Annotated in this window: 22 protein-coding genes; 7 read left to right on the forward strand and 15 right to left on the reverse strand. The window is 63.0% G+C overall.

From position 1 onward, the window contains the following. Positions 1-8: 8 nt before the first annotated feature. The 12 genes from ACBG85_RS30895 to ACBG85_RS30950 form a co-directional block, all read right to left on the reverse strand. Complete coding sequence (locus tag ACBG85_RS30895) at positions 9-563, reverse strand: PaaI family thioesterase (RefSeq protein ID WP_064074909.1); 555 nt, start codon at positions 561-563, stop codon at positions 9-11. A 488-nt stretch (positions 564-1,051) separates the two neighbouring features. Further along, positions 1,052-2,266 (reverse strand): cytochrome P450, encoded by a 1,215-nt coding sequence (locus ACBG85_RS30900; RefSeq protein ID WP_064074908.1) that lies wholly within the window; start codon positions 2,264-2,266, stop codon positions 1,052-1,054. Next, positions 2,263-2,796, reverse strand: a complete 534-nt coding sequence (locus tag ACBG85_RS30905) for a PaaI family thioesterase (protein WP_003942418.1) — start codon at positions 2,794-2,796, stop codon at positions 2,263-2,265. The genes ACBG85_RS30900 and ACBG85_RS30905 overlap by 4 nt, the downstream gene beginning before the upstream one ends. A 273-nt stretch (positions 2,797-3,069) precedes the next feature. Next, on the reverse strand, positions 3,070-4,701 hold the full coding sequence (locus ACBG85_RS30910; RefSeq protein ID WP_019750066.1) for a fatty acid--CoA ligase: 1,632 nt from the start codon (positions 4,699-4,701) through the stop codon (positions 3,070-3,072). An 83-nt stretch (positions 4,702-4,784) separates the two neighbouring features. Further along, a complete protein-coding gene (locus tag ACBG85_RS30915; RefSeq protein ID WP_003942427.1) occupies positions 4,785-5,852 on the reverse strand; it encodes a BtrH N-terminal domain-containing protein in 1,068 nt (355 codons plus the stop codon). 38 nt (positions 5,853-5,890) lie between these two features. Continuing rightward, complete coding sequence (locus tag ACBG85_RS30920) at positions 5,891-6,727, reverse strand: SDR family oxidoreductase (RefSeq protein WP_064074907.1); 837 nt, start codon at positions 6,725-6,727, stop codon at positions 5,891-5,893. After that, positions 6,724-8,253, reverse strand: a complete 1,530-nt coding sequence (locus tag ACBG85_RS30925) for an aldehyde dehydrogenase family protein (protein ID WP_003942430.1) — start codon at positions 8,251-8,253, stop codon at positions 6,724-6,726. The genes ACBG85_RS30920 and ACBG85_RS30925 overlap by 4 nt, the downstream gene beginning before the upstream one ends. Next, on the reverse strand, positions 8,250-8,975 hold the full coding sequence (locus ACBG85_RS30930) for a transglutaminase family protein (protein WP_064074906.1): 726 nt from the start codon (positions 8,973-8,975) through the stop codon (positions 8,250-8,252). Before ACBG85_RS30930 ends, ACBG85_RS30925 begins: the two co-directional genes overlap by 4 nt. Next, positions 8,972-10,435 (reverse strand): cytochrome P450, encoded by a 1,464-nt coding sequence (locus tag ACBG85_RS30935; RefSeq protein WP_019750067.1) that lies wholly within the window; start codon positions 10,433-10,435, stop codon positions 8,972-8,974. The genes ACBG85_RS30930 and ACBG85_RS30935 overlap by 4 nt, the downstream gene beginning before the upstream one ends. Before the next feature lie 67 nt (positions 10,436-10,502). Next, entirely contained in the window at positions 10,503-11,705 is a 1,203-nt protein-coding gene (locus tag ACBG85_RS30940) for an NAD(P)/FAD-dependent oxidoreductase (RefSeq protein ID WP_003942429.1), read from the reverse strand. After that, a complete protein-coding gene (locus ACBG85_RS30945; RefSeq protein ID WP_003942426.1) occupies positions 11,702-13,090 on the reverse strand; it encodes a cytochrome P450 in 1,389 nt (462 codons plus the stop codon). Before ACBG85_RS30945 ends, ACBG85_RS30940 begins: the two co-directional genes overlap by 4 nt. A 24-nt stretch (positions 13,091-13,114) precedes the next feature. After that, a complete protein-coding gene (locus ACBG85_RS30950; RefSeq protein ID WP_003942421.1) occupies positions 13,115-13,435 on the reverse strand; it encodes a 2Fe-2S iron-sulfur cluster-binding protein in 321 nt (106 codons plus the stop codon). 127 nt (positions 13,436-13,562) lie between these two features. Here ACBG85_RS30950 and ACBG85_RS30955 point away from each other — a divergent pair, with 127 nt between their 5' ends. From ACBG85_RS30955 to ACBG85_RS30980, 6 genes are all read left to right on the forward strand, one after another. Further along, positions 13,563-14,564 carry an AraC family transcriptional regulator gene (locus ACBG85_RS30955; RefSeq protein WP_003942428.1) on the forward strand — a complete coding sequence of 334 codons (1,002 nt, stop codon included), beginning with the start codon at positions 13,563-13,565 and terminating at the stop codon, positions 14,562-14,564. A 702-nt stretch (positions 14,565-15,266) separates the two neighbouring features. Next, complete coding sequence (locus ACBG85_RS30960; protein ID WP_019750069.1) at positions 15,267-16,790, forward strand: MFS transporter; 1,524 nt, start codon at positions 15,267-15,269, stop codon at positions 16,788-16,790. A 13-nt stretch (positions 16,791-16,803) separates the two neighbouring features. Beyond that, positions 16,804-17,250, forward strand: coding sequence for a universal stress protein (locus ACBG85_RS30965; RefSeq protein ID WP_019750070.1), 447 nt, complete (start codon positions 16,804-16,806; stop codon positions 17,248-17,250). Further along, positions 17,247-17,840, forward strand: coding sequence for a PaaI family thioesterase (locus tag ACBG85_RS30970; RefSeq protein WP_019750071.1), 594 nt, complete (start codon positions 17,247-17,249; stop codon positions 17,838-17,840). Before ACBG85_RS30965 ends, ACBG85_RS30970 begins: the two co-directional genes overlap by 4 nt. A gap of 369 nt (positions 17,841-18,209) precedes the next feature. Beyond that, positions 18,210-18,413, forward strand: coding sequence for a three-helix bundle dimerization domain-containing protein (locus ACBG85_RS30975; protein ID WP_019750074.1), 204 nt, complete (start codon positions 18,210-18,212; stop codon positions 18,411-18,413). Then, positions 18,413-18,700: a hypothetical protein gene (locus ACBG85_RS30980; RefSeq protein ID WP_019750075.1), complete on the forward strand. Its 288-nt coding sequence runs from the start codon at positions 18,413-18,415 to the stop codon at positions 18,698-18,700. The genes ACBG85_RS30975 and ACBG85_RS30980 overlap by 1 nt, the downstream gene beginning before the upstream one ends. Positions 18,701-19,056: 356 nt before the next feature. Here ACBG85_RS30980 and ACBG85_RS30985 read toward each other — a convergent pair whose 3' ends face one another. Together ACBG85_RS30985 and ACBG85_RS30990 are read right to left on the reverse strand one after the other, a co-directional pair. After that, a complete protein-coding gene (locus ACBG85_RS30985) occupies positions 19,057-19,404 on the reverse strand; it encodes a hypothetical protein (protein WP_223304650.1) in 348 nt (115 codons plus the stop codon). Between the two features lie 520 nt (positions 19,405-19,924). Next, positions 19,925-20,551: a hypothetical protein gene (locus ACBG85_RS30990; RefSeq protein ID WP_019750086.1), complete on the reverse strand. Its 627-nt coding sequence runs from the start codon at positions 20,549-20,551 to the stop codon at positions 19,925-19,927. Positions 20,552-20,745: 194 nt separating this feature from the next. On the opposite strand from ACBG85_RS30990, the gene ACBG85_RS30995 reads away from it, so the two are divergent. Further along, entirely contained in the window at positions 20,746-21,009 is a 264-nt protein-coding gene (locus tag ACBG85_RS30995) for a hypothetical protein (protein ID WP_230544130.1), read from the forward strand. Positions 21,010-21,119: 110 nt separating this feature from the next. Here the strand turns inward: ACBG85_RS30995 and ACBG85_RS31000 are convergent, their stop codons facing one another. Then, positions 21,120-21,746 carry a recombinase family protein gene (locus ACBG85_RS31000; protein WP_372027974.1) on the reverse strand — a complete coding sequence of 209 codons (627 nt, stop codon included), beginning with the start codon at positions 21,744-21,746 and terminating at the stop codon, positions 21,120-21,122. Positions 21,747-21,955: the final 209 nt, after the last annotated feature.

The following is a 21,955-nucleotide window of genomic DNA, read 5'->3' on the forward strand; positions in this document are numbered from 1 at the left end:
CAGGGTGTCTATTCTTCGGTGTGATTCGTGTCTGTGGCCCGGAGTTGGGCTCGGGCTTGGGACTGCATGAAGTGTTCGACCTCGACCACCACGAACAGGGCAGTAGCGGTGGCTACGGAGCTGCCCTGCGCATCGTCCATCGTGGCCGTGAGATCCAGTTTGCGCCCATCACGAGACCGAACGGCAGCACGCAACACGTATGGAGTGCCGAGCAGAACCGGCGCTAGGTAGTCGAGCTCGAGACGCCGCGTCACGGCGAGCTCACCCACTGTGTAAAGCAGGAAGCCGAACAGATCGTCGAGAACGGTCGCCACCGCGCCGCCGTGTGCTATCCCGGGTGCCCCGACATGACGTTGATCGAACACATGGTGAGCTACCACGCCGTTCTCGTCACGCTGGACCGACAGGGCGTGGCCGTGCGGGTTCTCCGGCCCACAACCAAGACAGTCGGGGTGGTGGGGCGGTAGATCAGGCGACTCGGAAGTCGTGCTCCAGAACGAGCGCGCCCAGTTCTCGACAGCGGGGCCGGCCGACCCGCTGACCTCGTCCGGAATTCTTTTCATGGTCGGACCTCTCTGTCGTGAAACCGTGCCGAGTCTGTCGCGTCTTCGCGCGCTCGGCCTGCACCGCAGCATCCGGTCGGTCGTTCGTCCGACCGGTCGGCGCACTCGCCCCCGCCATGATTACCACGAGCGGGAGTCTTCTCACTCAACGCACCTCCCGGCCCGATAGCGCACACGACGCGGCCGTCGAGCCGAAAATGGTGACCGCGAAACATCGAGGGCTTCCGTCGGCGGGCTGAATTGTTGTCGGCGTGGGGCAGGGATCAGGGTCTGTTGCCGAGTAACGACACGGCATCGATGCAGCGTCCACCGAGAGGCGTCCGACTGTTCCGTCCGGCAACTCTTCGGTCGTTCGGTGCCTCCGCACGCCTGGGGCGATCCGGCGCGGGCGGCTGCAGCACAGTGCGATGCGCCGTTTACCGCGAGGTGGTTCGGTCGGGTTCAACTCCCGAGACTTCGAGCCCTTCTGGTGGGGGGTAGGGGAGGGCTCATCTGGTTGCCACCTTTAAACTCGATAGCCCGCGGAAGGACAGCCCGGTACGCCAGCGAGGCTGTTCGACGAGCTGGAGACCGGGAAAACGAGCCACCAGGATCGGGAACAGTAGGGATCCTTCGAGCCGGGCCAGCGGCGCGCCGAGACAGAAGTGAATGCCGGCGCCGAACGACAACGGTGGGACTCCGGTTCGGGTGATGTCGAGCTTATCCGGGTCACAAAATCGGTCCGGATCTCTGTTGGCCGCCCCGAGCAAGGTCAATACGATCTGACCGGGATGTAGATCGACTCCTGCCAGCCGTGTCGGCTCGAGCACCGTGCGCCCGTTGGTCTGGACGGGGGAGTCGTAACGCAACAATTCTTCGACGGTATTGCTCGCCAAGTCGGGCCTGGCACCCAGTTCGCGCATTTGGTCGGGGTGAGCGAGCAGCGCGGCGACACCGTTGCCGATGAGGTTTGTGGTGGTTTCGAACCCTGCGGCGAACAACAGAATCGCGGTGCCGACGCATTCGTCGTCATCCAGGATGTCGTCGCCGTGCGCGACGGCGAGTCGGCTGAGTAGGTCATCGGCGGGGCGGGCGCGTTTGACCGCCAACAGGTCAGCGAAATACATGGCAAGTTGGTTCTCGGCTTCACAGGCGGCGGTCAGAGCCTCAACATTGGCTCCGGGTTCCAGTGAGGCGAGCAGGGCACGCACCAATGGCGCGGCAACTGCCCGATCGGCCGCGGGAACTCCCAGAAGTTCGCCTATCACATTCACAGGCAGCGGGAGCGCCAGATCGGTGATGATGTCGACGAAGACCTGTACCTCCATGACGTTAAGTAGGTGATGGATCTGTGTGATGATGCGGCTGCGCAACTCGTCAATGTGTCGAGGGGTGAACACGTCGGCCACCAGTCGACGCAGCCGGTGATGGTCAGGGGGGTTACGGAACAGCATGGTGCGCCGGAATCGATGCATGGCCCGACGTTGCAGCTCGTCAGGGATCTCGGACAAGCCGAAGCCCAGCGACTCGTCGGCCTTGCCGAGTCTGCGGTCGCGGAGCGCCGCCGCGCAATCGTCGTAGCGACTCAATACCAGCACCCCCGATCGCGTAACCAAGACGGGGCGCGTCTCTCGCAGCCGTCGGAACGCTTCGTAAGGTCCGGCTGCGCCGTGATCGGTGAGTAAGGCGTCCAGGAGCAGTTCCCTCTCGGTCGGTACATTCATGCTTGCCTCTTAGTATTCGCCTGTGACTGCAGGAAATGTTCGACGTCGACCAGGATGAACAGGGCGGTCGCCGTGGTGACCGATCGACCCTCTATATCCTCGATCCTGGCCGCGAGATTCAATTTCCGGCCATCGCGAGACCGTGTATCGGCGTGCAGGGTGTAAGGCGTGGCAAGCAGAACCGGCGCGAGGTAGTCGAGTTCGAGACGGCGCGTCACGCCGAGTTCTCCGACCGTGTAGAGCAGGAAACCGAAAAGATCGTCGATTACGGTCGCCACCGCGCCGCCGTGTGCTATCCTGGGCGCCCCTACGTGACGTTGGTCGAAGAGGTGGTGAGCAACGACGCCGTCTCGGCAACGCCGTACCGACAGGTAATGCCCGTGCGGGTTCGTCGGCCCGCACCCAAGACAGTTGGGGTGGTGGGGTGGCAACTCAGGCGAGCTAGATTCTTCCAGCGGCCGGAATGAGCGCACCCAGTCCTCCATGTCTGGGTCGACCGACCCCCCGACCGCATCCGAAGCTTTGCCCATGGTCCGACCTTCCTGTCGATGAAACCGCGCTTAATGCCGGTCTCGAGTGTGACCGTTATGCAAATACACCTGAGCGCACTCCGGAGAGTGCGGTGGCAGCCCTTCGCTCAACTCCACGTTGGTCAGGCGAGGTGTCCCGCCCAACGGGAGATCACGACCCCATCTCCTTCACCAGTGCCGTAGTCTGCGATGGACGCCGGTGTCGTGAAAAACTTCCCGCCCCGCGTTCCATCTGCCTCGTCCTATTCAGAACTCCGGTTGGAAAAAAATTTCCTAGATTTCGATGACAGCTAGCTCTCCTTCGGCGTGCAGGGAGCGTAGGCGCTTCTTGTCGAACTTGCCGACTGAGGTCTTGGGCACCTCGGAGATGAAGCACCAACGCTCGGGCAGCCACCACTTGGCGACCTTGCCGTCGAGGAAGTCGCGCAGATTAGCAGGTGTGGGCTCGTGGCCCTCACGTGGAACGATCACCGCGAGGGGGCGTTCTTGCCACTTCTCGTCCGGCACTCCGATCACAGATGCCTCGAGCACGTCTGGATGACCGGCAAGCAGCAGTTCGAGCTCGACCGAGGAGATCCACTCCCCGCCGGACTTGATCACGTCCTTGGCGCGGTCGGTCAGCGTCACGAAATTGCGTGCATCGATCCGCCCGACGTCGCCGGTGCGTAACCACCCTTCCTGAAACTTCTCACTGTCATGCTCCTCGCCGACGTACGAGCCGGTAATCCAGGGCCCGCGTGCTTGCAACTCACCGACCGCTTCGCCGTCGTGCGGGAGCTTATTGCCCTCGTCGTCGACAATCCTCAGCTCCACCCCTGCAACCGGGCGGCCTTGGGTGGCGCGCAGGCGCCAGCGCTCCTGCACATCGAGCGATACCGGTGGGCGTGCGATGGCGGCCAGCGGCGAGGTTTCGGTCATTCCCCATGCCTGGACGACCTGCACGCCGTACCTCTCCTCGAAGGCCTCCATCAGGTGAAGGGGTACTGCGGAACCACCGCAGGCGACCAGACCGAGAGAGGAGATGTCATAGCTGGAGTTTGCCTCCAAGAAGTTTAAGACGTCATTCCAGATCGTCGGAACTGCGCCCGCGACGGTCGGCCTCTGCGCGTCGATGAGCCGCACCAGCGGCTCAGCCTGCAGGAACCTGTCAGGCATGAGTAGGTCGGCGCCCGACATAAGGGCGGCATAGACTAGTCCCCAAGCGTTGGCGTGGAACATCGGCACGATGGCAAGGATCCGATCATCGCAGCTGACTCGCAGTCCGTCGGCGGCGCAGGCCGCCATCGAATGCAAGTACGTCGACCGGTGGCTGTAGGCGACCCCTTTGGGGTTGCCGGTGGTACCCGAGGTATAACACATAGCGGCTGCGGACTGCTCATCGAGATCAGGCCAGTCGAACGTATCGGACTGAGAGGCGAGGAACTCCTCGTACCCCACGACCCTGACCCCGTCACGGTGCAGCGGGGTAAGGTCCACTTCGCCGGTCACGACGACGGTGTGCACGCTGGTGAGCTGCAGCAGTACAGGGGCCAGCAAGGGCAGCAGGCTTCCATCGAGAATTACGACCTGATCCTCGGCGTGGTTGCCGATGTAGACAAGTTGATCAGGGGTGAGACGTAGGTTCAGGGTGTGCAGCACTGCGCCCATCGAGGGCACCGCACAGTAGGCCTCAACATGCTCCTGGTTGTTCCACATAAAGGTCGCAACACGCTCATCGCCTGTGATCCCGCAACCGCGCAATGCGTTGGCCAACTGTGCGGCTCTCCGTCCGACTTCGGCGAAAGTGCCGACCTTAACGCTCCCGTCGGACTGCAAGGTCCGTACGGTTGCCGAGCTATGCACACTCGAACCGTGGCGCAGAATCGCCGCAGTTGTCAAGGGAAAGTTCATCATCGTGCTCTGCATACCATTCCTTCATTCGATAGTGCCTGCGAACGAACAGCGATCCGCAGATCAATTCACCGGGCGTCCTGGTTAACAGCGGGCTGTCAGAGACCTGCAGCCGTAAGTGAGGTTGAAGCCAATTCCAGGGACTCGACCAGGTTCGACTCGAGTTCTGGTAGTCGGCTAGCCGCCGTGACCACCGCCGCTAAGCGAGCGCGCGCATCAATGTCGCGTTGGGTCCCGGCACGTGCAGTTTCGGTCCATGCCTGCGCACAACGGCTGGCGGCGACGGCGAGGTCGGCGGTGGCTAGATCACCGGTCAGGCGTGCGACATCCGCGCAGCCATCGGCGAGCAACCGGCGGAATAGGCCGCCGCCGGTGCCCGCCTTCTCGATGAAAGCGCCCAGACTGAACAGGAAGATCTCAAGATCTCTTGTCGGAAGGTCTGCCCAGGCTCGAAGGTCGGCCGCCAACTGCTCGACTGCAGCTAGCCCCTCGGCCCCGGCCTCCATGGTCGTGAGATCAACGATCCCCGGCTGTGACGGGTGGCGCATGTTGGCCGCGGATTGGCGAAATGCCTCTGCCGCCACTGTTGCCATGTCTGGCAGCGCGCTCGGCCAGGTGATGCGGTATGTACAGTGGCGCGTCGGTTGAGGGAAGGACGTCGAGGAACGCGCCCGAGCCAGCGAATCGAGCGGGACTTCCTGCACCTCGGCGCGATCATTGTCTACGACGAAGGCAATCCCCTTAGCTTCGTCGTAACCGATCACCACGATGTCGTGGCGACTCATCTGCAACTGGACCTGCAGGTACGGTAGCTCGGCTATGTCGCCCCACACCAGGCTGGGTCTGCCTGCGTCGATCTCGTCGAGAACCCAAGACCATCCCTCACTGGGATCGTCGGTGGTGAGAACGTGGACCTGTCCGCCTAGCCGGCGGGGTAGATCGATTTCGAAGTCGGCCCCTCGTCCCACCAAATACAATGGTGGAACCAGGTCATTCGATCGGAGGTACGCTAGCCCCAGCGAGCCGCCGAGTGCGAACACCAGACCTTCATCGGGTGGCCCTTCCCACCCCAGTCCATGCCAGTGCAGAAGATCCCGCATTGCGCCAGAACCACAGTGCCCCCCGATCTGATGGGGGTAGTCCTTGATCAGGATCTTGCGGGGCATGTATCTTCCTTTTTTGGGTGGTGGGTTCGAAGACCAGGTCAGTTGTTCCGAATTCTGTCCAGGTAGGCCTGACGTGCCCCCATGTCCACGTCGTCGAGGAATACAGAGTCTGTGTCCAGGGCCGATCCGAGCCTGGTGGCGAGCCGTTCGGGGACGAACTTCATCGCTGCGACCATGCTCCCTGCGAGGCGAGTGACGCGCACGAAGGGCCGCGGTTTCTCGATCAGTTCGGCTGTCACTCGAGCGATTTCCTCGGGCTCTGCATTGCGCAGTCCCTTGGCTCCTGCTGTCCCAGCAACGAGTTCGGTGTTGGTGAACGTGGGCCGCACTGTGGACAGCCGCACGCCTGACTTGCGGTATTCCAGTCGCGCCGCCTCCGTGAATCCGATGACCGCGAATTTGGTGCCGCAGTAGGTCGCCAGACCGGGGACGGCGAGCTCGCCGGCCAGTGATGCGGTGTTGATGATGTGTCCAGTACGACGAGGGAGCATCCGTTGAAGGGCGAGTTTGGTCCCAAAGATGACTCCCAGGACGTTGATCTCGACCTGCCGCCGGGTCACCGCGTCGTCTTCCTCGTGGGTGTGCCCGGTGGGCATGATGCCCGCGTTGTTGATCAGCACGTCGAGGGGGCCGAGGTCTCCCTCGACTAGGTCGAGAAAGTCTTTGAACGAGTCAGGGTCGGTGACATCGAGGCGGGTGACAACCTTAACCCCCAGTTCGGCGGCGGTCTCCTTAGCACGTGCCTCGTCGATGTCGCCGATGGCCACGCGGTGACCTCGTCGGATCAGCTCCTTCGCGGTCTGGTAGCCGATGCCGCGGGCTCCCCCGGTGATCGCCACTGTTTTCGCGGCGGTATGGGGATTGTGTGTCGTCACTTGCTGTGCTCCTTGTTCAGGCCGAGGCGTTGTCGTAGACCGCGACCGGCTGCTGCACGCAATACTTTTTCGGCGATGGCCGTACGTCGGGAGGTGTACGGGTACCACGTGAGTTCTCGTGTCAGGACAGGGATCCGCGGCTCGGTCACGGACTGGACCCGGCAGTATTTGTGAAGTCCGTAGGCGCCGCCTAGTCGCGCACCGATACCTGAGGCCTTCCATCCACTGTGCGGCAGTGTGGTGGCGAAGAGGTTGCTGAAGACGTCGTTGATGTTGACTGCACCCGCGTCCAGACGTTGTGCGATACGCCGCGCACGAGCATGGTCGCGGGTCCACACTGTGGCAGACAAGCCGAACGCCGAGTCGTTAGCCAGGTGGATGGCCTCGTCCTCGTCCGCGACACGCATCACAGGGATCGTGGGGCCGAAGGTCTCCTCGGTCATGCAGGCCATTGTGTGGTCGACGCCGACCACAACGGTTGGAGCGTAGTAGTTCCCGACCGCGCTTAGGGTTCCGCCGGCCAGTACCTGCGCACCTGCCGCCACTGCCTGGCTGACGTGGCGATCGGCTATCTCGACCTGTCTCGCCGTGACCATCGCACCTACGTCGTCACCTGCCGCGGCACCTTGGGTAAGTGACCGTACTCGTTGAGCCAGCCGGGCCACGAACTCGTCGTAGATCTCAGAGACCACATACACCCGCTCGACTGAGATGCAGACCTGCCCCGCGTTGAACAGACCGCCCCACGCGATCCCCTCCACAGCACGAGCAAGGTCGGCGTCCTCCAGCACGATCGCCGGATCTTTACCGCCTAACTCCAAGCTCACAGGCTTCAATTGCTCGGCACAGCGGATCGCGATTGTCCTCCCGGTGGCTGTCGAGCCCGTGAACTGAACGAAGTCAGCGGCGTCCACGACCGCAGCACCTGCTTCGCTAGCACCCACAACATGCGCCAAAACCGGTGGGGCGCCGATCTCGTGCCAGCCCTCGACGACTCGTGCACAGGTCAGTGGCGTCTCTTCCGAGGACTTCGCCAGGACTGCGCATCCGGCAGCCAGCGCAGGAGCTGCATCCATGAGGAAGAGGGTGATCGGGAAGTTCCACGGTGTGATGAGCCCGACAACCGGGTACGGGTGGTAGGTCTTGGACAACCGTTTCGGCAGACTTAGCAGACCTGCGGATCGGACTTGCTCGTCAGCGAGAAACTTCTCGGCATGGTTTGCGTAGTAGGTGATGAACTCGCACGATGCTGTCGTCTCAACCAGGGCGTCGGGGCGCACCTTGCCTGTTTCGGCTTGCAGCAGATCGGTGAGTTCGTCGGTGTGAGCCAGGATCCAGTCTCGCCAGCGATGCAACCATCGGGAGCGTTGCCGCGGGCTTGCCTGAGCCCACCCGAGCTGAGCGCGGCGGAGATCGGCCGCGATGCTGTTCACGGTCTCGCGGGTATCGATGGGGACGGTTGCGACCAGCCGGCCGTCGGCGGGGTTGCGTACGTCCAGGGCATCCGCTGTGGTCGCCGTGCTCATCGGGCCTCCGGGAGTGAGTGGAGCCCGCGGGCGATCCCGTCGGGCTGGGTGCATCTGTCGGGTGTGTCGGTGAAAGCGTCAGCGAGCACGGGGGTGCGCTCAAAGATTCGCTGTCCATAGGTATGCCGAAGCTCGGTCAAGATCGTGTTCAAAGGCAGGTCGTCGAAGACGCCGCGCTCGCGGACATACTCCATGTGCAGGGCTCCGTCGGCGGCGAAGGCGTGCAGGAGGGCGTCGTGCTCGCCGTCGAAATCCACCGGCGGCACCCCGAAACGGGCACACAACTCGGTGTTGAACGCCGGGGTCGCCTTCATCCACCGGCCGTTGACGTAGAGATGGCTGTAGCCGTGATAGACGAACAGGTCTGTGCCGCCCATGAGCGCTCGCAACGCTTCGGTCTGCAAATGATTTCGGACGTCGGCAAACCCCAGTAGCGCCGGAATCCCTGCCGCACGGCACACCGCGGTCAAGAGCACCGCCTTCGGGACGCAATAGGCGCGCCCGGTCTCGAGGACGAAGCTTGCTCGATAATGGGCGGGATCGTCCGACACCGTGTAGGGGTCGTACCGGATCTGGTCGCGGACGGCGGCGAAGAGGCGCTTCGCCTTGTCCCGGTCGGTGCCCGCATCCCCAACCGCGGCGGCGGTGAACGCCCGGACGGACTCGTGCTCGATGTCGAGGAAGTCGGTCGCCCACGAGTGCGCCAGCGGTGCCTTATTCATCTGCGCTCCAGAGTTATCGGCAACCCGTCGACCGGAATGGGGAGCGAGGTGTTGTCCCACCTCGCTTCATACTGATCGGGGACCGTCCAGGTGTAGGTGCGTAGCATGTGGTGCAGAATCGCCTTGACTTCGAGGGTGCCGAAGTGCAGACCGATGCACTTGTGTACCCCTCCTCCGAAGGGGATCCACCCGAGGCGGTGATTCTGGTCCTCACGCCGCGGTTCGCTGAAGCGGTCAGGGTCAAAGGTGTCGGGGTCGGTCCAGCACGACTCGTCGAAGTGGTTCACCGACGGAGCCACGGCCACCAGGGTGTCCGCCGGGATGTGGTGGCCGGCGATATCCACGTCTTCGACCGTCTTGCGCATCACGATGGGCACGGGCGCCACCAGACGGAGTGTCTCCTTGATCACCAGGTCGAGAGTCTCCAGTGAGTCCAGGTCGTCGATGTCCGGGCGGCGTCCACCGAGTCGGTCGGACTCGGCCCGCGCCCGTTCCTGCCAGGCCGGGTGCTTGGCGAGGAAGTAGGCGGCAGCGGTGGTGGTGATGGTCGATGTGTCGTGGGCCGCCATCATCAAGAAGATCATGTGGCTAACGACGTCCTCATCGGTGAACGCCTCACCGTCGGCCGTGCGCGCATGGCACAGCCCCGCAAAGAGGTCGCCTCCTTGGCCACTTCGAGCCGCCGGCAGGTGCCGGGTGAAGTAGTCCTCCAAGAGCGCGCGCCCACGGACTCCCGCTCGCCAACGAGTCCCCGGTAACGGGAAACGGATGATCGAGCTGGCCGCACGCACGGTGGCCACGAAGGCGTCGTTGATGGCATCGGTATCCTCGCTACCCCCCCGACCTGCCATGAAGACCTTCGTGGCGACGTCGAGAGTTAGTGCCTTCAGCAGCGGGTAGATGCGCGTGGTGGATTGTCCCGCTGTCCACCCTGGGATGCTGGCCTCCAGCGTCGGGCCGAGCTGGTCGACGTAGCCGGCGAGTCGGTCGCGGGTGAACGCCTCCTGCATGATCCGCCGATGCATCCTGTGTTCGTCGAAGCTCATCAACATCAGGCCCCGATGAAAAAAGGCATCGATGAGATAGGTCCACCCGTCCTGGGAGAACGACTTCGCCTTGGTGGTCAGCACCTCCTGTATGGCATCCGGTCCGGCAACCGCCACTATTTTCGTGCCGAAGGCGCCCATCCACGACACAGGTCCTAGCCGCTGGTACCTGGCCCGGGAGAAGTTAGATCCGAACCGGATGTAGTCCAGGGTGTGACCGAGCAGAGGCATGCCAGCGGTCCCTAAGACCGGTTTGAGGCCTGACCCCGCCGGGGGCGGGGCGAGCTCTCGGACAGGCCACCGGTCACTGGCCCCGAGCAGGGCCGCGTCGACCCGACTCGGCAGTGGCACCATGAGGACCGACGAGAGTCGCTCACGACCCTTCGCCAGCGGGAGATGGATAATGTTCGTCACTTGTGTTCCTTTCCGAAACGCAGCCCGCACTCACCATTTCGTACCCATCGCCCGAAGACCCGTCATCTCAGGCGGAGCTGGCAAGCGCCAGTTCAGTTCGGTCGATGGGGAGTTGCTGCGTGATTACCCGCTTGCTGAACATGAAGTCACGGGGGCGGTTGATGCAGTCGGCGCCAATAAGCTCTCCCTCACGGAGGTAGAAGCAGGTGAAGTCGCGGTCTCGGGTCGGGTCTCCGCTGAGGATGACTTCGTCGTAACCGGTGTTCAGACCGGCGATCTGGAGCTTGAGATCATATTGATCCGACCAGAACCATGGAAGCGCCGCTATCTTCTTGGACTTCCCACACACCGTCGCGGCAGCGACCTTGGCTTGCTCGTGCGCGCTCGGCACAGACTCCAGGCGTAGAGGGCGGCTGTAGCGAGCCATGCTGTGGCTTGCGCAATCCCCGGCGGCCACGATGTCGGGGTCGCTGGTCCGGGCCTGGTCGTCGATCACGACGCCGTTATCAATGACCAGACCTGCGGCGGCGGCAAGATCGGTGTTCGGCTCAACGCCGATGCCGACAATGACGAGGTCAGCGGGAATTGACTCGCCACCGGACAGAACTACTTCACGGACCCTGTCCTCGCCGGACAGAACCTCGACCAGCACACCCGTCCGGATTTTCACGCCCTCCTGCCGGTGAATACGGTCGAAGAACGCTGATACTTCGGGGGCAGTGACCCGCTCAAGGACGCGCCCAGTCGCCTCGAGCACGGTGACCTCCAGCCCCAGTGCACGCAACGAGGCAGCCGTCTCCAGTCCGATGTAACCGCCGCCGATGATCACTGCCCGACGTCCTGCGTGGGCGGCCACTCGGATCATCTCGACGTCTGCGACTGTGCGTAAGTAGTAGACTCCGGCCAAGTTGGCTCCCGGGGTGGGGAGTCGCCGAGGGCGGGCGCCAGTGCACAGCGCAAGCTGGTCGTAAGCTAGTGCGCCGCCGGTACTCAGTGAGAGATGACCACCCGAGCGGTCGATCGCCTCCACCGTCGCATTCAGGACTTGGATTCCCTGCTTGCTATAGAAATCGGCATTGCGGATCGCAAGCTCGTCGAGTGTGCTCTTCCCGGCCAGGTACGCCTTCGACAAAGGAGGGCGTTGGTAGGGCAACGTCGACTCATCGCCGATGAGAACGATCTCGCCGGTCCACCCTTCCTGTCGAAGACTGGCCGCGAGTTGGGCTCCGGCATGGCTGGCCCCGACGACGAGGGCCCGATGTAAGGTCATACGTCGGATTTCGGGGTGAGACGGACCATCATCTTGCTGATGCCCCTGACAAAGTTGGACTGCACATACTCGGGCTCGCCGACGACCTCGATCTTTTCGAAGCGAGAAAGCAACTCTTCCCAGAGAATCCGCAGCTGTAATTCCGCCAGTCGGTTGCCCATGCAGCGGTGGACACCGAAGCCGAAGGAGATGTGGTTGCGAGCGTTGGCCCGGTCGATGATGAAGTCGTCGGGCCGATCGAACATCCGCTCATCACGGTTGCCTGAGGCGTACCACATCACTACCTTGTCGCCCTTGCGGATGAACTGCCCGTTCAGCACGGTGTCGGCCTTGGCGATCCGGCGCATGTAGGCCAACGGTGTTTGCCACCGAATGATCTCCGAGACCATATTGGGGATCAGGTCAGGGTTCGCCTTCAGCTTCTCGAACTGGTCAGGGAACCGGTTCAACGCGAGAACACCGCCGCTCATCGAGTTCCGCGTCGTGTCGTTGCCTCCGACGATCAGCAACACAAGGTTGCCCAGGAACTCCATCGGTCGGTCGATCAGATCCTTGGTGTCTTCGTTGCTCTGCAACAGGGTGATCAAGTCGAATCCGGGTTCCTCCCCGGCAGCTGTCCGGGCAGCCTTGTCGCGCCAGAGAGTGCTGAGACCTCGCGCCATGTCGCGCATGCCGCGGAACACCTCGTCATTGTCCGAGGGGCCGCCGTTGGCTTGCTCCATCGAGGATGCGAGATCAGACCAGTAAGCGAGCTTGCGGCGCTGCTCGTAGGGAAAGTCCAGGAGGGTCGCAAGCATCCGAGCGGTCAACTCGACCGAGACGTTCTGGACCCAGTCGAACGGCTGATCCACGGGCAGGTTGTCCAGCACCTCCTGGACGCGCGATCGAATCAGACCCTCCATCTCACGCAGGTTCTTCGGTGCGACCACGCCTTGGACAGCGGCCCGCTGCGCGTCGTGTCGTGGCGGATCCATCGCTATGAACATCTCGATATCAAGAAAACGAGGTGGAACCCCGATGACGATCAACGGCTCGGCGGAGAAGACCTCGTGGTTCTTGTCGACGGCCATGATGTCGGCATGCCTTGTGACGGACCAGAACGGCCCGAACGGACTGTTAGGCTGGTAGTGGACCGGAGCCTCGTTGCGTACGCGCTCGAAGTACGACTGCCAGCGCCCCTGGCGATAGAGGAAAGGGTTGCTGAGGTCGATGTCGGCGAGTTCGACGTCCTCCACAGGAGGGATGGGGCTCTCGATGAAAAGCCTCTCTCCGTTCGCTCCGGTCACCCATCGCCGCGTCTTGTCGTACAGTTGTGCGCCCTGGATCTGCCGCTCCATCGGGATAGTCGACTGAACCTTAGCGGCGATTGCCTCAGAAAACTTCATTGCGTCTTATCGTCTCTCTCGTCGTCACATCTGAAACTCAGGCATTAGGACGGTCAGGCCGTCCCACGCCTCGGAGACCGGAATCTGGCAGGACAGTCGAGAGGTCGGTTGACGCTCAGGGTTCATCGCGAGCATCTCCTCCTCGTCGGAGCCGGAGAGGCCCACCTCCTCGGACCACTGCGGATCGACGATCACATGGCAGGTGCCGCACGCGGCCTCGCCTCCGCAGTCGCCGTCGATGCCGGGCACTGCATTGTTGGTCGCGACCTGCATCAGCGACTGTCCTTCTTGGAAAGGGACCTCGTGCTTCTTGCCGTCGTGTGAGACAAAGGTGACAACTGCCATAACCAACTCCTGATACGTTGTCCTCGCCTTGGGAACTTGATCAAAGTGTCGTCGGGGATGACCGCTACGGCTATGTTCTGCGGAGTCAAAAACTTGTGAATTCGGCTCAAAGGGATCTGGTGAACCAATGATCCTCGATGACGAGGGTGTGCCCCCGCTCCTGTTCGTGCAATTGCTCGAGCGCCAAGCATTCGACCCAGACGCCGTCGCGCGGCTTCGCAACATCATGTCTCGCGAAGGAACCGACGAGGCGACGCTGATTCAGCGCGACGTTCAGGCCCCCATACGGTGGTTTCGGGAGGTCTACCCCGAACTCGACGTCGACCAGGCAACACTGCTCGGCTTTGCGTTCGCTGAACAGGCCCAGTTGACGTCCTTCGGCCCGTTGAGTTCTCCGCTGGTCAGCGCAGGCTCGGTAGCCGAGATCGTGGAGTTGCTCACCTATCTGCCGTTGATCTCGACAGCTCTCAGTCCACAGTTCCATCCAAGTGACCACGGCCTCACCATCGGGTTCACCGCACACACAAGCGATCCGGCCCTGGACTGCCTGGTCGTCGCCTACTGCGGGTCGGCGCTACTGCGACTGCTTGACATGCTCGCCGGCGACATGCCTACCGTCACACTCCACTTGAGTTGGCCGGTGCCGCCCCTCCTGTCCAATCATGAGGACTTAATAGCCGGGCGCCTGTTTTTCGGCGCTCCGATGTCCTTCCTTCATGTTCCCGCGGACACGCTTAACGAGGTTTGCCGGTTCTCCGATCCCCTCACATACCGACTCGCCATCGGCGATCTGCAGCGAACTCTCGACCAGCGGGGCAGGACCACGTCGTTTTCGGAGAAGACGAGACGGCTGCTGGAGAAGGAGCCCGCACAGGGGAGTATCCACTGGGTCGCACGCGAGTTGTCGATATCCGTCAGCACACTCAAGCGGCGCCTCTCCGAAGAGGGGACCACTTTCCGCGAGTTGCGCCAGTCATTCCTGCGCGAGCGTGCGATGCTGCGGCTACTCGACCGATCAATGTCGGTGACTGAGGTCGCCACGGAGCTCGGATACAGTGACCTCACCAACTTCTCACACGCCTTCAAGCGATGGACCGGCCGTTCTCCGAACGAGTTCCGGCATCCATGACGCTGAGCCGCCCGGTCTCCGGCGGGTTGAGGGGGCTGGCGGATGCGGTAAATCAGTGTGGGGCCGTTCCCAGTGCATGAGATCAGTGGTACTCCAGGGGCCGACCAAGATTTCGGTCCGACAGGATCTTCCTGAGTCTCGGGGTCACCGCAACGGCGTGATCAGTGGTGGAATCCGCGTCGACGTGGGCACTTTGCAGCCAAAGCGAGGGGTTATGCCTGCTGTGTGGGCATGGGCATGTGCTCGGGCATGATCATCTTTCTCGGAAGTGACAGCTCCGCATGGGAACCTAGATTTTCCGGATTGAAGGCAGGTGCTGCGGCAGTTGTGGCCGCGGGCCGGAGCGCCAGCCGACCACCTTTGTTCGAGAACGCCTGCTTGGGCACGTCAAGACACCCCCGAAGTTGGGCGCGGCCGCGTCGAGTAACCGGTTGCGTGAGCGTGCTAGCCGCGGATCGGCCTGCTCGTCGACTGCGGTGAGTGAGTCGGTCGTGGCGTGGTCCGGGGCGGTCATGGGAGCGCGCTCCTCCGATTCGTCTCGTTCAGCCCTGGGCGTATGTGTCGACTCTATCCCGAGCCCCCACCACTATGATACGAATGGTCTCGTACCGAGACTGTTGGTCTTTGAGTTGGGAGGCGCCGGTGGACACACCTGGGACGGGCGCTGTTGAGATCGACGGGTGGACCAGGGCCGAGTGGTGGATGCTGACGGTGTCGTGCCTGGCGGTGGCGCTGGTGGTCGCGGCCATGGCGGCGTTGTACTCGGCGTTGCCGCAGATCGCGGTCGAGACCGGGGCGACGCAAGCCCAGTTGACCTGGATCGTCGACGGTTACACGCTGGTGCTGGCGTGTCTTGTGCTGCCTGCCGGAGCAATCGGTGACCGTTACGGGCGTCGCGGTGTGCTGGTCACGGGGCTGGCGGTGTTCTCGGTCGCGTCGGCGCTGCCGCTGCTGCTGGCCGACCCGGTGTGGCTGATCGCAGCGCGCGCGCTGGCCGGGGTGGGCGCGGCGCTGGTGATGCCTTCGACGCTGTCGATCCTGACCGCGGGGTTCGCCGCTGCCCATCGTGGCCGGGCGGTGGGGGTGTGGGCCGGAGTTGCGGGGTCAGGGGCAGTGCTGGGCATCCTCGGCGCCGGGGTACTGCTCGAGCGGTGGTCATGGCCTTCGGTGTTCGTCGGGTTGACCGTGGCGGGGGTGGTGCTGGCGGGGTTGGCGTGCACTATCGCCGAGTCCCGAGAGAGCGAGCATCCCCCGGTGGACTGGGTGGGTGCGGCGGTGGTGGCCGTCGCGATCGCGGCGATCGTGTTCGCCGCGATCGAGGTTCCCGCGCGGGGCTGGGCCGACCAGCTCGTCGCCGCTATCGCCGGGGTCGGTCTCCTGGCAGCGGTGGTGTTTGTGATCGTAGAGCTGCGGTCTTCTGCGCCACTACTGGACGTGCGGTTGTTCGCCCGCCGCGGTTTCGGGGCCGGCTCGCTGTCGGTGACCATCCAGTTCCTGGTTACCTTCGGAGTGTTCCTGCTGTTGGTGCAGTACCTGCAGCTGATCCTCGGCTATGGGCCGCTGGCCTCGGCACTGGCGTTGGCGCCGATGGTGGTGCCGCTGGTCGTGATCTCGGTAATCGCACCGTGGTTGTCGAGCCTCGTCGGGTTGAAAGTGATGACCGTCTCAGGACTGCTTGCCATCGCTGCCGGACTGGTGCTGGTAAGCCGGTTGACCGTGGCCGCGGACTATCCCGGCCTGCTGTGGCCGCTGCTGATCATGAGCGCGGGTCTGGGATTGTGCACCGCCCCGGCGACCTACGCCATCGTCGCCGACACCCCTGCGGCCAAACAGGGGGTCGCCGCCGCGGTCAACGACGCTGCCCGCGAGATCGGCGCCGCGATCGGGATCGCCGTGGCTGGCAGCGTGCTCGCCGCAGGCTATACCCACCACATCCAGCCCGCTCTGCCCCAGCTTCCCGAGCCCGCCCGCGGCCCGGTCGCCGATTCCCTGGCCGCTGCTCTGCAGGTCGCTGACCAGGCCGGACCGGCGGCCCAACCGCTGGCCGAGTTCGCCAAGGCAGCGTTCGTGCACGGCAGCAGCCAGGCCGCGCTCACGCTGGCCGCCCTCACCGCCGCCGGGGCGATCGTGCTGGCAGTCCTCTCTCCCGGCCCCACCACCCGCCGCTCCCGCGCGTCACGCACTCACACGAACACCCCTCCCCGCTCGAACACCCCCTTCTCGTGAAAGAGGCCCCATCATGACGGCCTATCGCACGATCCTCGTCGACACCGACGGATCCGACTACTCCTACCGCGTGGTCGACCACGCCGCCGAGCTGGCTCACGTCACCCACGCCCGACTCCTGATCATCTGCGCCCGTCACGACATCGACGAACGCGCACTCGGTACTGACGTCGACCGGCTGCGAGCTACCACACCCACCGACGCCATCCTGCGCACCGCGCACCAACATGCGATCGCCCACGGCGCCGTCGACATCGAAACTCGCATCCTGCCCGAGCCCACCGTCCGCGCACTGTTTCACCTAGCCGGCCCGACCGCCGACGACCTCATCGTCACCGCGAACCCCCACCGGTCACCACTGGCCCGGCTGCTATTCACCTCGCCGGCCGAGCTTGCCCACAAAGCCCACTGCGACATCCTCATTGCTAATGGTGAGGACACCTACGGAAGGCGTCCATGACCGAGCACACACCCAACACCAACACACCCGAGACCGCCGGCCCCGAACCTTTCGAGGCCGAGGACTGGATCCGTACCTTCGCTGTGGCGCCGCCTGAACACGTCGACCTGCCGCCTCACCACCCCCACTGCCTTGGTTGCGGACCGGCTAACCCTCACGGCCACCAGTTGCGCGTCCGACGCGACGCACACGGCGTCTACGCCCACCACAGCTTCGATTCCCGCCATGTCGGCGCCCCAGCGATTGCCCACGGGGGCGCGGTCGCCACCGTCCTCGACGACTTGTTCGGGTTTCTGCTCTACACCGTGGGAGAGCTCGCCGTCACCCGCCACCTCGCTATCGACTACCTCGCCCCGGTCCTGCTCGACACCCCCTACACCCTCCGCTCTCACATCCACTCCCGCGCAGGCCGCAAACTACACCTGCGAGCCACCATCGAAAACAACCACGCCCACGTGGTCACTACCGCCACCGCACTGTTCCTCATCGTCGACATCGACCACTTCCTGACCCCCCGACACAACGCCTCGGCGGCGACCGCGCCCACTACACACGAAGACCAACAAGGCCCTCAGATGGACAGTCCCTGACGTGTCCCTCTAGCCGATCCGCGATCGGCAGAGCGCTGTGCCGTCCGTGGCGGCAGTCGGAGACGTGATCGAACCGGGTAAATATCTCCGGCTGTACACCCCCAACCGGAGGCCGGTGCGCGCCATCAGGTCGCAGAACGCGGCGTTGCGGCCGTGTTCGGTCACGACGACGGGACGGTGCTCATGGTTTCAGGGTGAGAGATTGCGTGAGGATCGCATCCCGGTTCCGCGCACCCGTCGCCGGTGTGGGGCGACCTCGGCGGTCGGTTTCGGCTCGTGGCAGCGCAGCGTGACTAGGTGCTGATCGTTGCGCGTAGTCGATAGTCGTCTCCTGTTGAACTATGGGCAGGTGGGGCGCAGTATTTACCGATGAAAACCGAAGAGGAAGAACGACTGATCGCTCATGCGGTGACGCGGTTGTCGGTGAAGTATCCGTCGATATCGGCTGATGTCGTTGCGGACGCTGTTGCGTCTGCTCATGCTCATTTCGACGGTCACAAGGTGCGTGATTTTGTTCCTCTGCTCGTCGAGCGCATGGCGGGTGAGAAACTTTCCTCGCTGGTCGCTTCATAATGGCTGTGTCCGCGGCAGAAGAGTCCGATGTTGCGCAGGCGAGAGTGTTTCTGGCTCTGTTGAATTCGGAGATCGACGAGTTGTCGGAGCGCATCGAATCCGCGCTGCGGCTGGTGCGGGGTGCGCGTCCGGTCGCACCGGTGTTGGCGTCGGCTGCGCGCACCGATGCGGCGGCTCTGCGCAAGGACCTTCATCGGGTGCACGCTCTGGTTGAGCAACTGGTACGCCGCTTTCCTGCCGTCAACAGTCCTACCGATGTGCCTGCCGCACGTTCTCTCCGCAGCTGATCGGTTTCCCTCGCAGCATTGATCGCGCTGAGTACGCGGTCCGGAGTCTCCCTCTATCCACAGGCAGCAATGTACGGGGACGGTGAGCTGCGGGGATGGATCGACAACCAGCATCGAGTGCTGCCCCTGCTGTGGTCGTCTGGGCGGCCTATATCGGCGGGGTGTGCCCTAGCGCACATACTCCGGAGAGTGCATTGGATGAGGTTCGGCGCCGTGGCTTGGGGTTCGTGGTCCTGGGTAACAGTCCGGGATCGAGCGTCAGGAGCAGGTGACGGTCAGGGAATAGATCATTTCCAGATTTGTGGGCTCGCCGTTGGCTTGTTCAATTCGCTGCCTGGTGGGGGCGCGAATTGCGCCTACCTGGACGCGTCGTTTCCGGGTTTTCTTGTCGGCACTGCGTAAAGGTCGGTCGTACGTTGTATTGCTCTTCTGCATCTGTCGGCGGTGAGGAGGTATTTTTCGGCGGCGGTGTAGTCGGTGACGGCGGTGCCGTCCGGGCCAAGGGTGTGGGTGATGAGGTCGAGGTAGCGACGCCGGTAGAGGTAGGCATCGGGCTCTGCGAGTAGAAATTCTACGGCGGCCATGACGTCCGGGGGCGGGGCCGTTCGGGTGCGCCGGGCGCGTGCGTTCAGTTGGTGTGCCGGCGGCACCTCGTGACTGTTCGCGGCAGAGTAGAGCCGCGCGATGCGGCGAGGACTGCTCATCGGGGCTCCGCCGCTGCAGGCAGAATGGTCATCGCGTATCCGAGCCGTATGTCGTGGTGGTGCGAGTGGTGGTAGCGGGGCTTTTCCTGCCGGATGTGGTGGGAAGACCTCGGTGTGTAGGCGCGGCGACGCCGGAGGCAGTCATCGAGGCATCACGAACGAGAAAAGGTCCAGCATGTTCATCGGTCTCCTTGTCGTTAGCCGGGCACATGAGATATGTATACCTTTCTGTCCCGCCGGGTCACAGATATCGAAAGTTACAGATTGGAAAACTCGCGCCACGAGCGAACGTGCCGATGTTCTAACGGATCGGGTTCCGGGGCAGCGACCGAATGCCGTCGCCGGCGCTTCGCGTTCGATCGCCAAAGTTGAATGTGCCGGATGTGTTGCGGTCAATAGATTGCCGCCCATACGTTCGCCGATAACCTATATTATGTCATTTTGTGGATGAAAGTCGCTGCACCGCAACGAAATACACCCACATTGAACGTGCATCGTCAGTATCGAATGGCAATATTCGCTACCAGAGCGAGAGCGGACGTCCTGCAGCCTCGGCCGCAGCGATGCGCTCTTCGATGACGTCGACTCCTACGTTTTGTTCGATCCCGGTACGGATCGCGGTGGCAATGGCGCGAGTGCGACCCGCGGGTCCTCGAACGTCGGCGAGTGGGCTGGCGATGTTGCGTCGCCGGAGCTCGTATTCGCTGCGGTTGCTGCGATTGGTTCCCAACTGCATGTGTGCCGGGTTGGTGCAGCCGGCGAAGTCGCATTGGTGGCACAGCACCGCGTCGTCGGTGTTGGACCAGCCCAACCTCGAGATGACACCGTCTTCGAGTTGGTAGGCGAACAAATGCGCCGGCACGGTCCCGCGGCGGGACGGCCCAGGCAGACTCGCCGCCCGGAAGGAACCATGCCCGGTCGAAGACACACCGCCGATCCACGGCCAGCACTGCTCCCGGCGGCGTCGGAATCGCTTGGACTCGAAACGAGAAACGACGGCAGGATTGTCGAGCCAAGAACGCCACAGACGCTCCGGAATGCGTACAGGCTGGGGCTGCCCGATCAACGTCATCTGGAACGCCCGCAGCGCGGGAGCGCTGTCGGGCATGCCGGGCAGCGGGGATGGAGCATCGTTGACGAACGTCATCGGCCCTGCTCCTGACACTCGATCCGGACTGTTACCCGAGTTGACTGTAGAGACACGTGCCGACAACCAGTTGAAGATCCGGGGTATGACCTGTGGTGGGCTTCGGTAACAGTCCACTCGTACCTGCCATTGCGGCTGCCCTTGCGATCATCCCAATGGCCCTGGTTGCCGAGAACGCCAACCTTTGCGCAGGAATGAAACTCACCCTCGAACCCACCGTCGTCAACGGCGCAGCCTTCGCGCACTGGGTTGACGCGATCAGTGACATCGTCGAAAACTCCATCACCGACGGAGAACTCACCGACACCCCCACCGCGCACCGACTCGCATGGAACCTGTGCGCTGGCACCGTCGGAGCAGCCAACGCATCAGCAACCCTGCGAGAAGACATCGACCTCGCAACCTGTCTCGAAGGCGTGGTAACAGCGCAGTTGCGCAATGCCTTCACGCCCGCCTGATCTAAAATACGGGTGTCGACCTCAATATCAACTGGTCGAAATTGCTTGAGGGACAACTAGACCGACAACATCTGCACCATTGACTTAGCGGCCGGATCCCACTTTCGAGCTCAGTTCTCGACCCGAGGGGTCCGGCCGCTAGCTTCCCGCTCGATCCGCGCAAGCTGGATATTGGTATACAACGACGAACGCTTCAAACCCGTGTTCTTACATAGTGTTTCGATCTTGAACTGGCCCGTCTCATAAATTTGCAGTAGGTACGCACGCTCCTCGGGCGAGAGCTTGTGCGGCCTACCTTTCATCTTCCCAGCAGCTGTCGCGGCGGCAACAGCATCACGAGTGCGGGAACGAATCAGATCCGACTCGAACTCCGCCATCAACGCAAGAATGCCAATGAACATCTTCCCCATCGGATCAGCCGGGTCGTACACCTGACCATCAATCGACAGCGACACACCCTTCTCCGCGATCCGCTCCACCGTCTCATGCAAATCCTTCGCCGAGCGAGACAGCCGATCGAGCTTCGTCACACAAAACACGTCGCCGGCCCGAGCCGCGTTGATCGCATTATCCAAACCCGGCCGGCGAGCCTGCCGGCCACTGACACCATGATCGACATAGACCATGTCACGATCCACCCCGGCCTTCGCCAGAAGATCAACCTGAACCGCCGTGTCTTGCCGGACCGTACTGCACCGCGCATACCCGATTTTCACGCCACCCCCACTGCCGAACACGAATTGTCCACTAGAGCCTATGCCATAACGGACAAATCCAACGGACACCAAAATTGGACGTTTCGGTACGAAATTTCGCCACGTCAGTCGCACCCAGACGCCCGATCTTCACCGTCCGGTATGACGAGGGTCAAAACGCACACCCAAAGCCGCAGAAAGGCGCTCAGGGCTCCGCCGAGGATTCCTGAGCATCTAGCGGTGCTACTCGC

The organism is Rhodococcus sp. NyZ502, from assembly GCF_041464245.1.
GTDB lineage: Bacteria > Actinomycetota > Actinomycetes > Mycobacteriales > Mycobacteriaceae > Rhodococcus_F > Rhodococcus_F qingshengii.

Coding starts and splice junctions, on each gene's coding strand:
- ACBG85_RS30895 (WP_064074909.1), bottom strand. CDS start 563: ATGAAAAGAATTCCGGACGAGGTCAGCGGGTCGGCCGGCCCCGCTGTC.
- ACBG85_RS30900 (WP_064074908.1), bottom strand. CDS start 2,266: ATGAATGTACCGACCGAGAGGGAACTGCTCCTGGACGCCTTACTCACC.
- ACBG85_RS30905 (WP_003942418.1), bottom strand. CDS start 2,796: ATGGGCAAAGCTTCGGATGCGGTCGGGGGGTCGGTCGACCCAGACATG.
- ACBG85_RS30910 (WP_019750066.1), bottom strand. CDS start 4,701: ATGCAGAGCACGATGATGAACTTTCCCTTGACAACTGCGGCGATTCTG.
- ACBG85_RS30915 (WP_003942427.1), bottom strand. CDS start 5,852: ATGCCCCGCAAGATCCTGATCAAGGACTACCCCCATCAGATCGGGGGG.
- ACBG85_RS30925 (WP_003942430.1), bottom strand. CDS start 8,253: ATGAGCACGGCGACCACAGCGGATGCCCTGGACGTACGCAACCCCGCC.
- ACBG85_RS30930 (WP_064074906.1), bottom strand. CDS start 8,975: ATGAATAAGGCACCGCTGGCGCACTCGTGGGCGACCGACTTCCTCGAC.
- ACBG85_RS30940 (WP_003942429.1), bottom strand. CDS start 11,705: ATGACCTTACATCGGGCCCTCGTCGTCGGGGCCAGCCATGCCGGAGCC.
- ACBG85_RS30945 (WP_003942426.1), bottom strand. CDS start 13,090: ATGAAGTTTTCTGAGGCAATCGCCGCTAAGGTTCAGTCGACTATCCCG.
- ACBG85_RS30950 (WP_003942421.1), bottom strand. CDS start 13,435: ATGGCAGTTGTCACCTTTGTCTCACACGACGGCAAGAAGCACGAGGTC.
- ACBG85_RS30955 (WP_003942428.1), top strand. CDS start 13,563: ATGATCCTCGATGACGAGGGTGTGCCCCCGCTCCTGTTCGTGCAATTG.
- ACBG85_RS30960 (WP_019750069.1), top strand. CDS start 15,267: ATGCTGACGGTGTCGTGCCTGGCGGTGGCGCTGGTGGTCGCGGCCATG.
- ACBG85_RS30965 (WP_019750070.1), top strand. CDS start 16,804: ATGACGGCCTATCGCACGATCCTCGTCGACACCGACGGATCCGACTAC.
- ACBG85_RS30970 (WP_019750071.1), top strand. CDS start 17,247: ATGACCGAGCACACACCCAACACCAACACACCCGAGACCGCCGGCCCC.
- ACBG85_RS30975 (WP_019750074.1), top strand. CDS start 18,210: ATGAAAACCGAAGAGGAAGAACGACTGATCGCTCATGCGGTGACGCGG.
- ACBG85_RS30980 (WP_019750075.1), top strand. CDS start 18,413: ATGGCTGTGTCCGCGGCAGAAGAGTCCGATGTTGCGCAGGCGAGAGTG.
- ACBG85_RS30985 (WP_223304650.1), bottom strand. CDS start 19,404: ATGAGCAGTCCTCGCCGCATCGCGCGGCTCTACTCTGCCGCGAACAGT.
- ACBG85_RS30990 (WP_019750086.1), bottom strand. CDS start 20,551: ATGACGTTCGTCAACGATGCTCCATCCCCGCTGCCCGGCATGCCCGAC.
- ACBG85_RS30995 (WP_230544130.1), top strand. CDS start 20,746: ATGAAACTCACCCTCGAACCCACCGTCGTCAACGGCGCAGCCTTCGCG.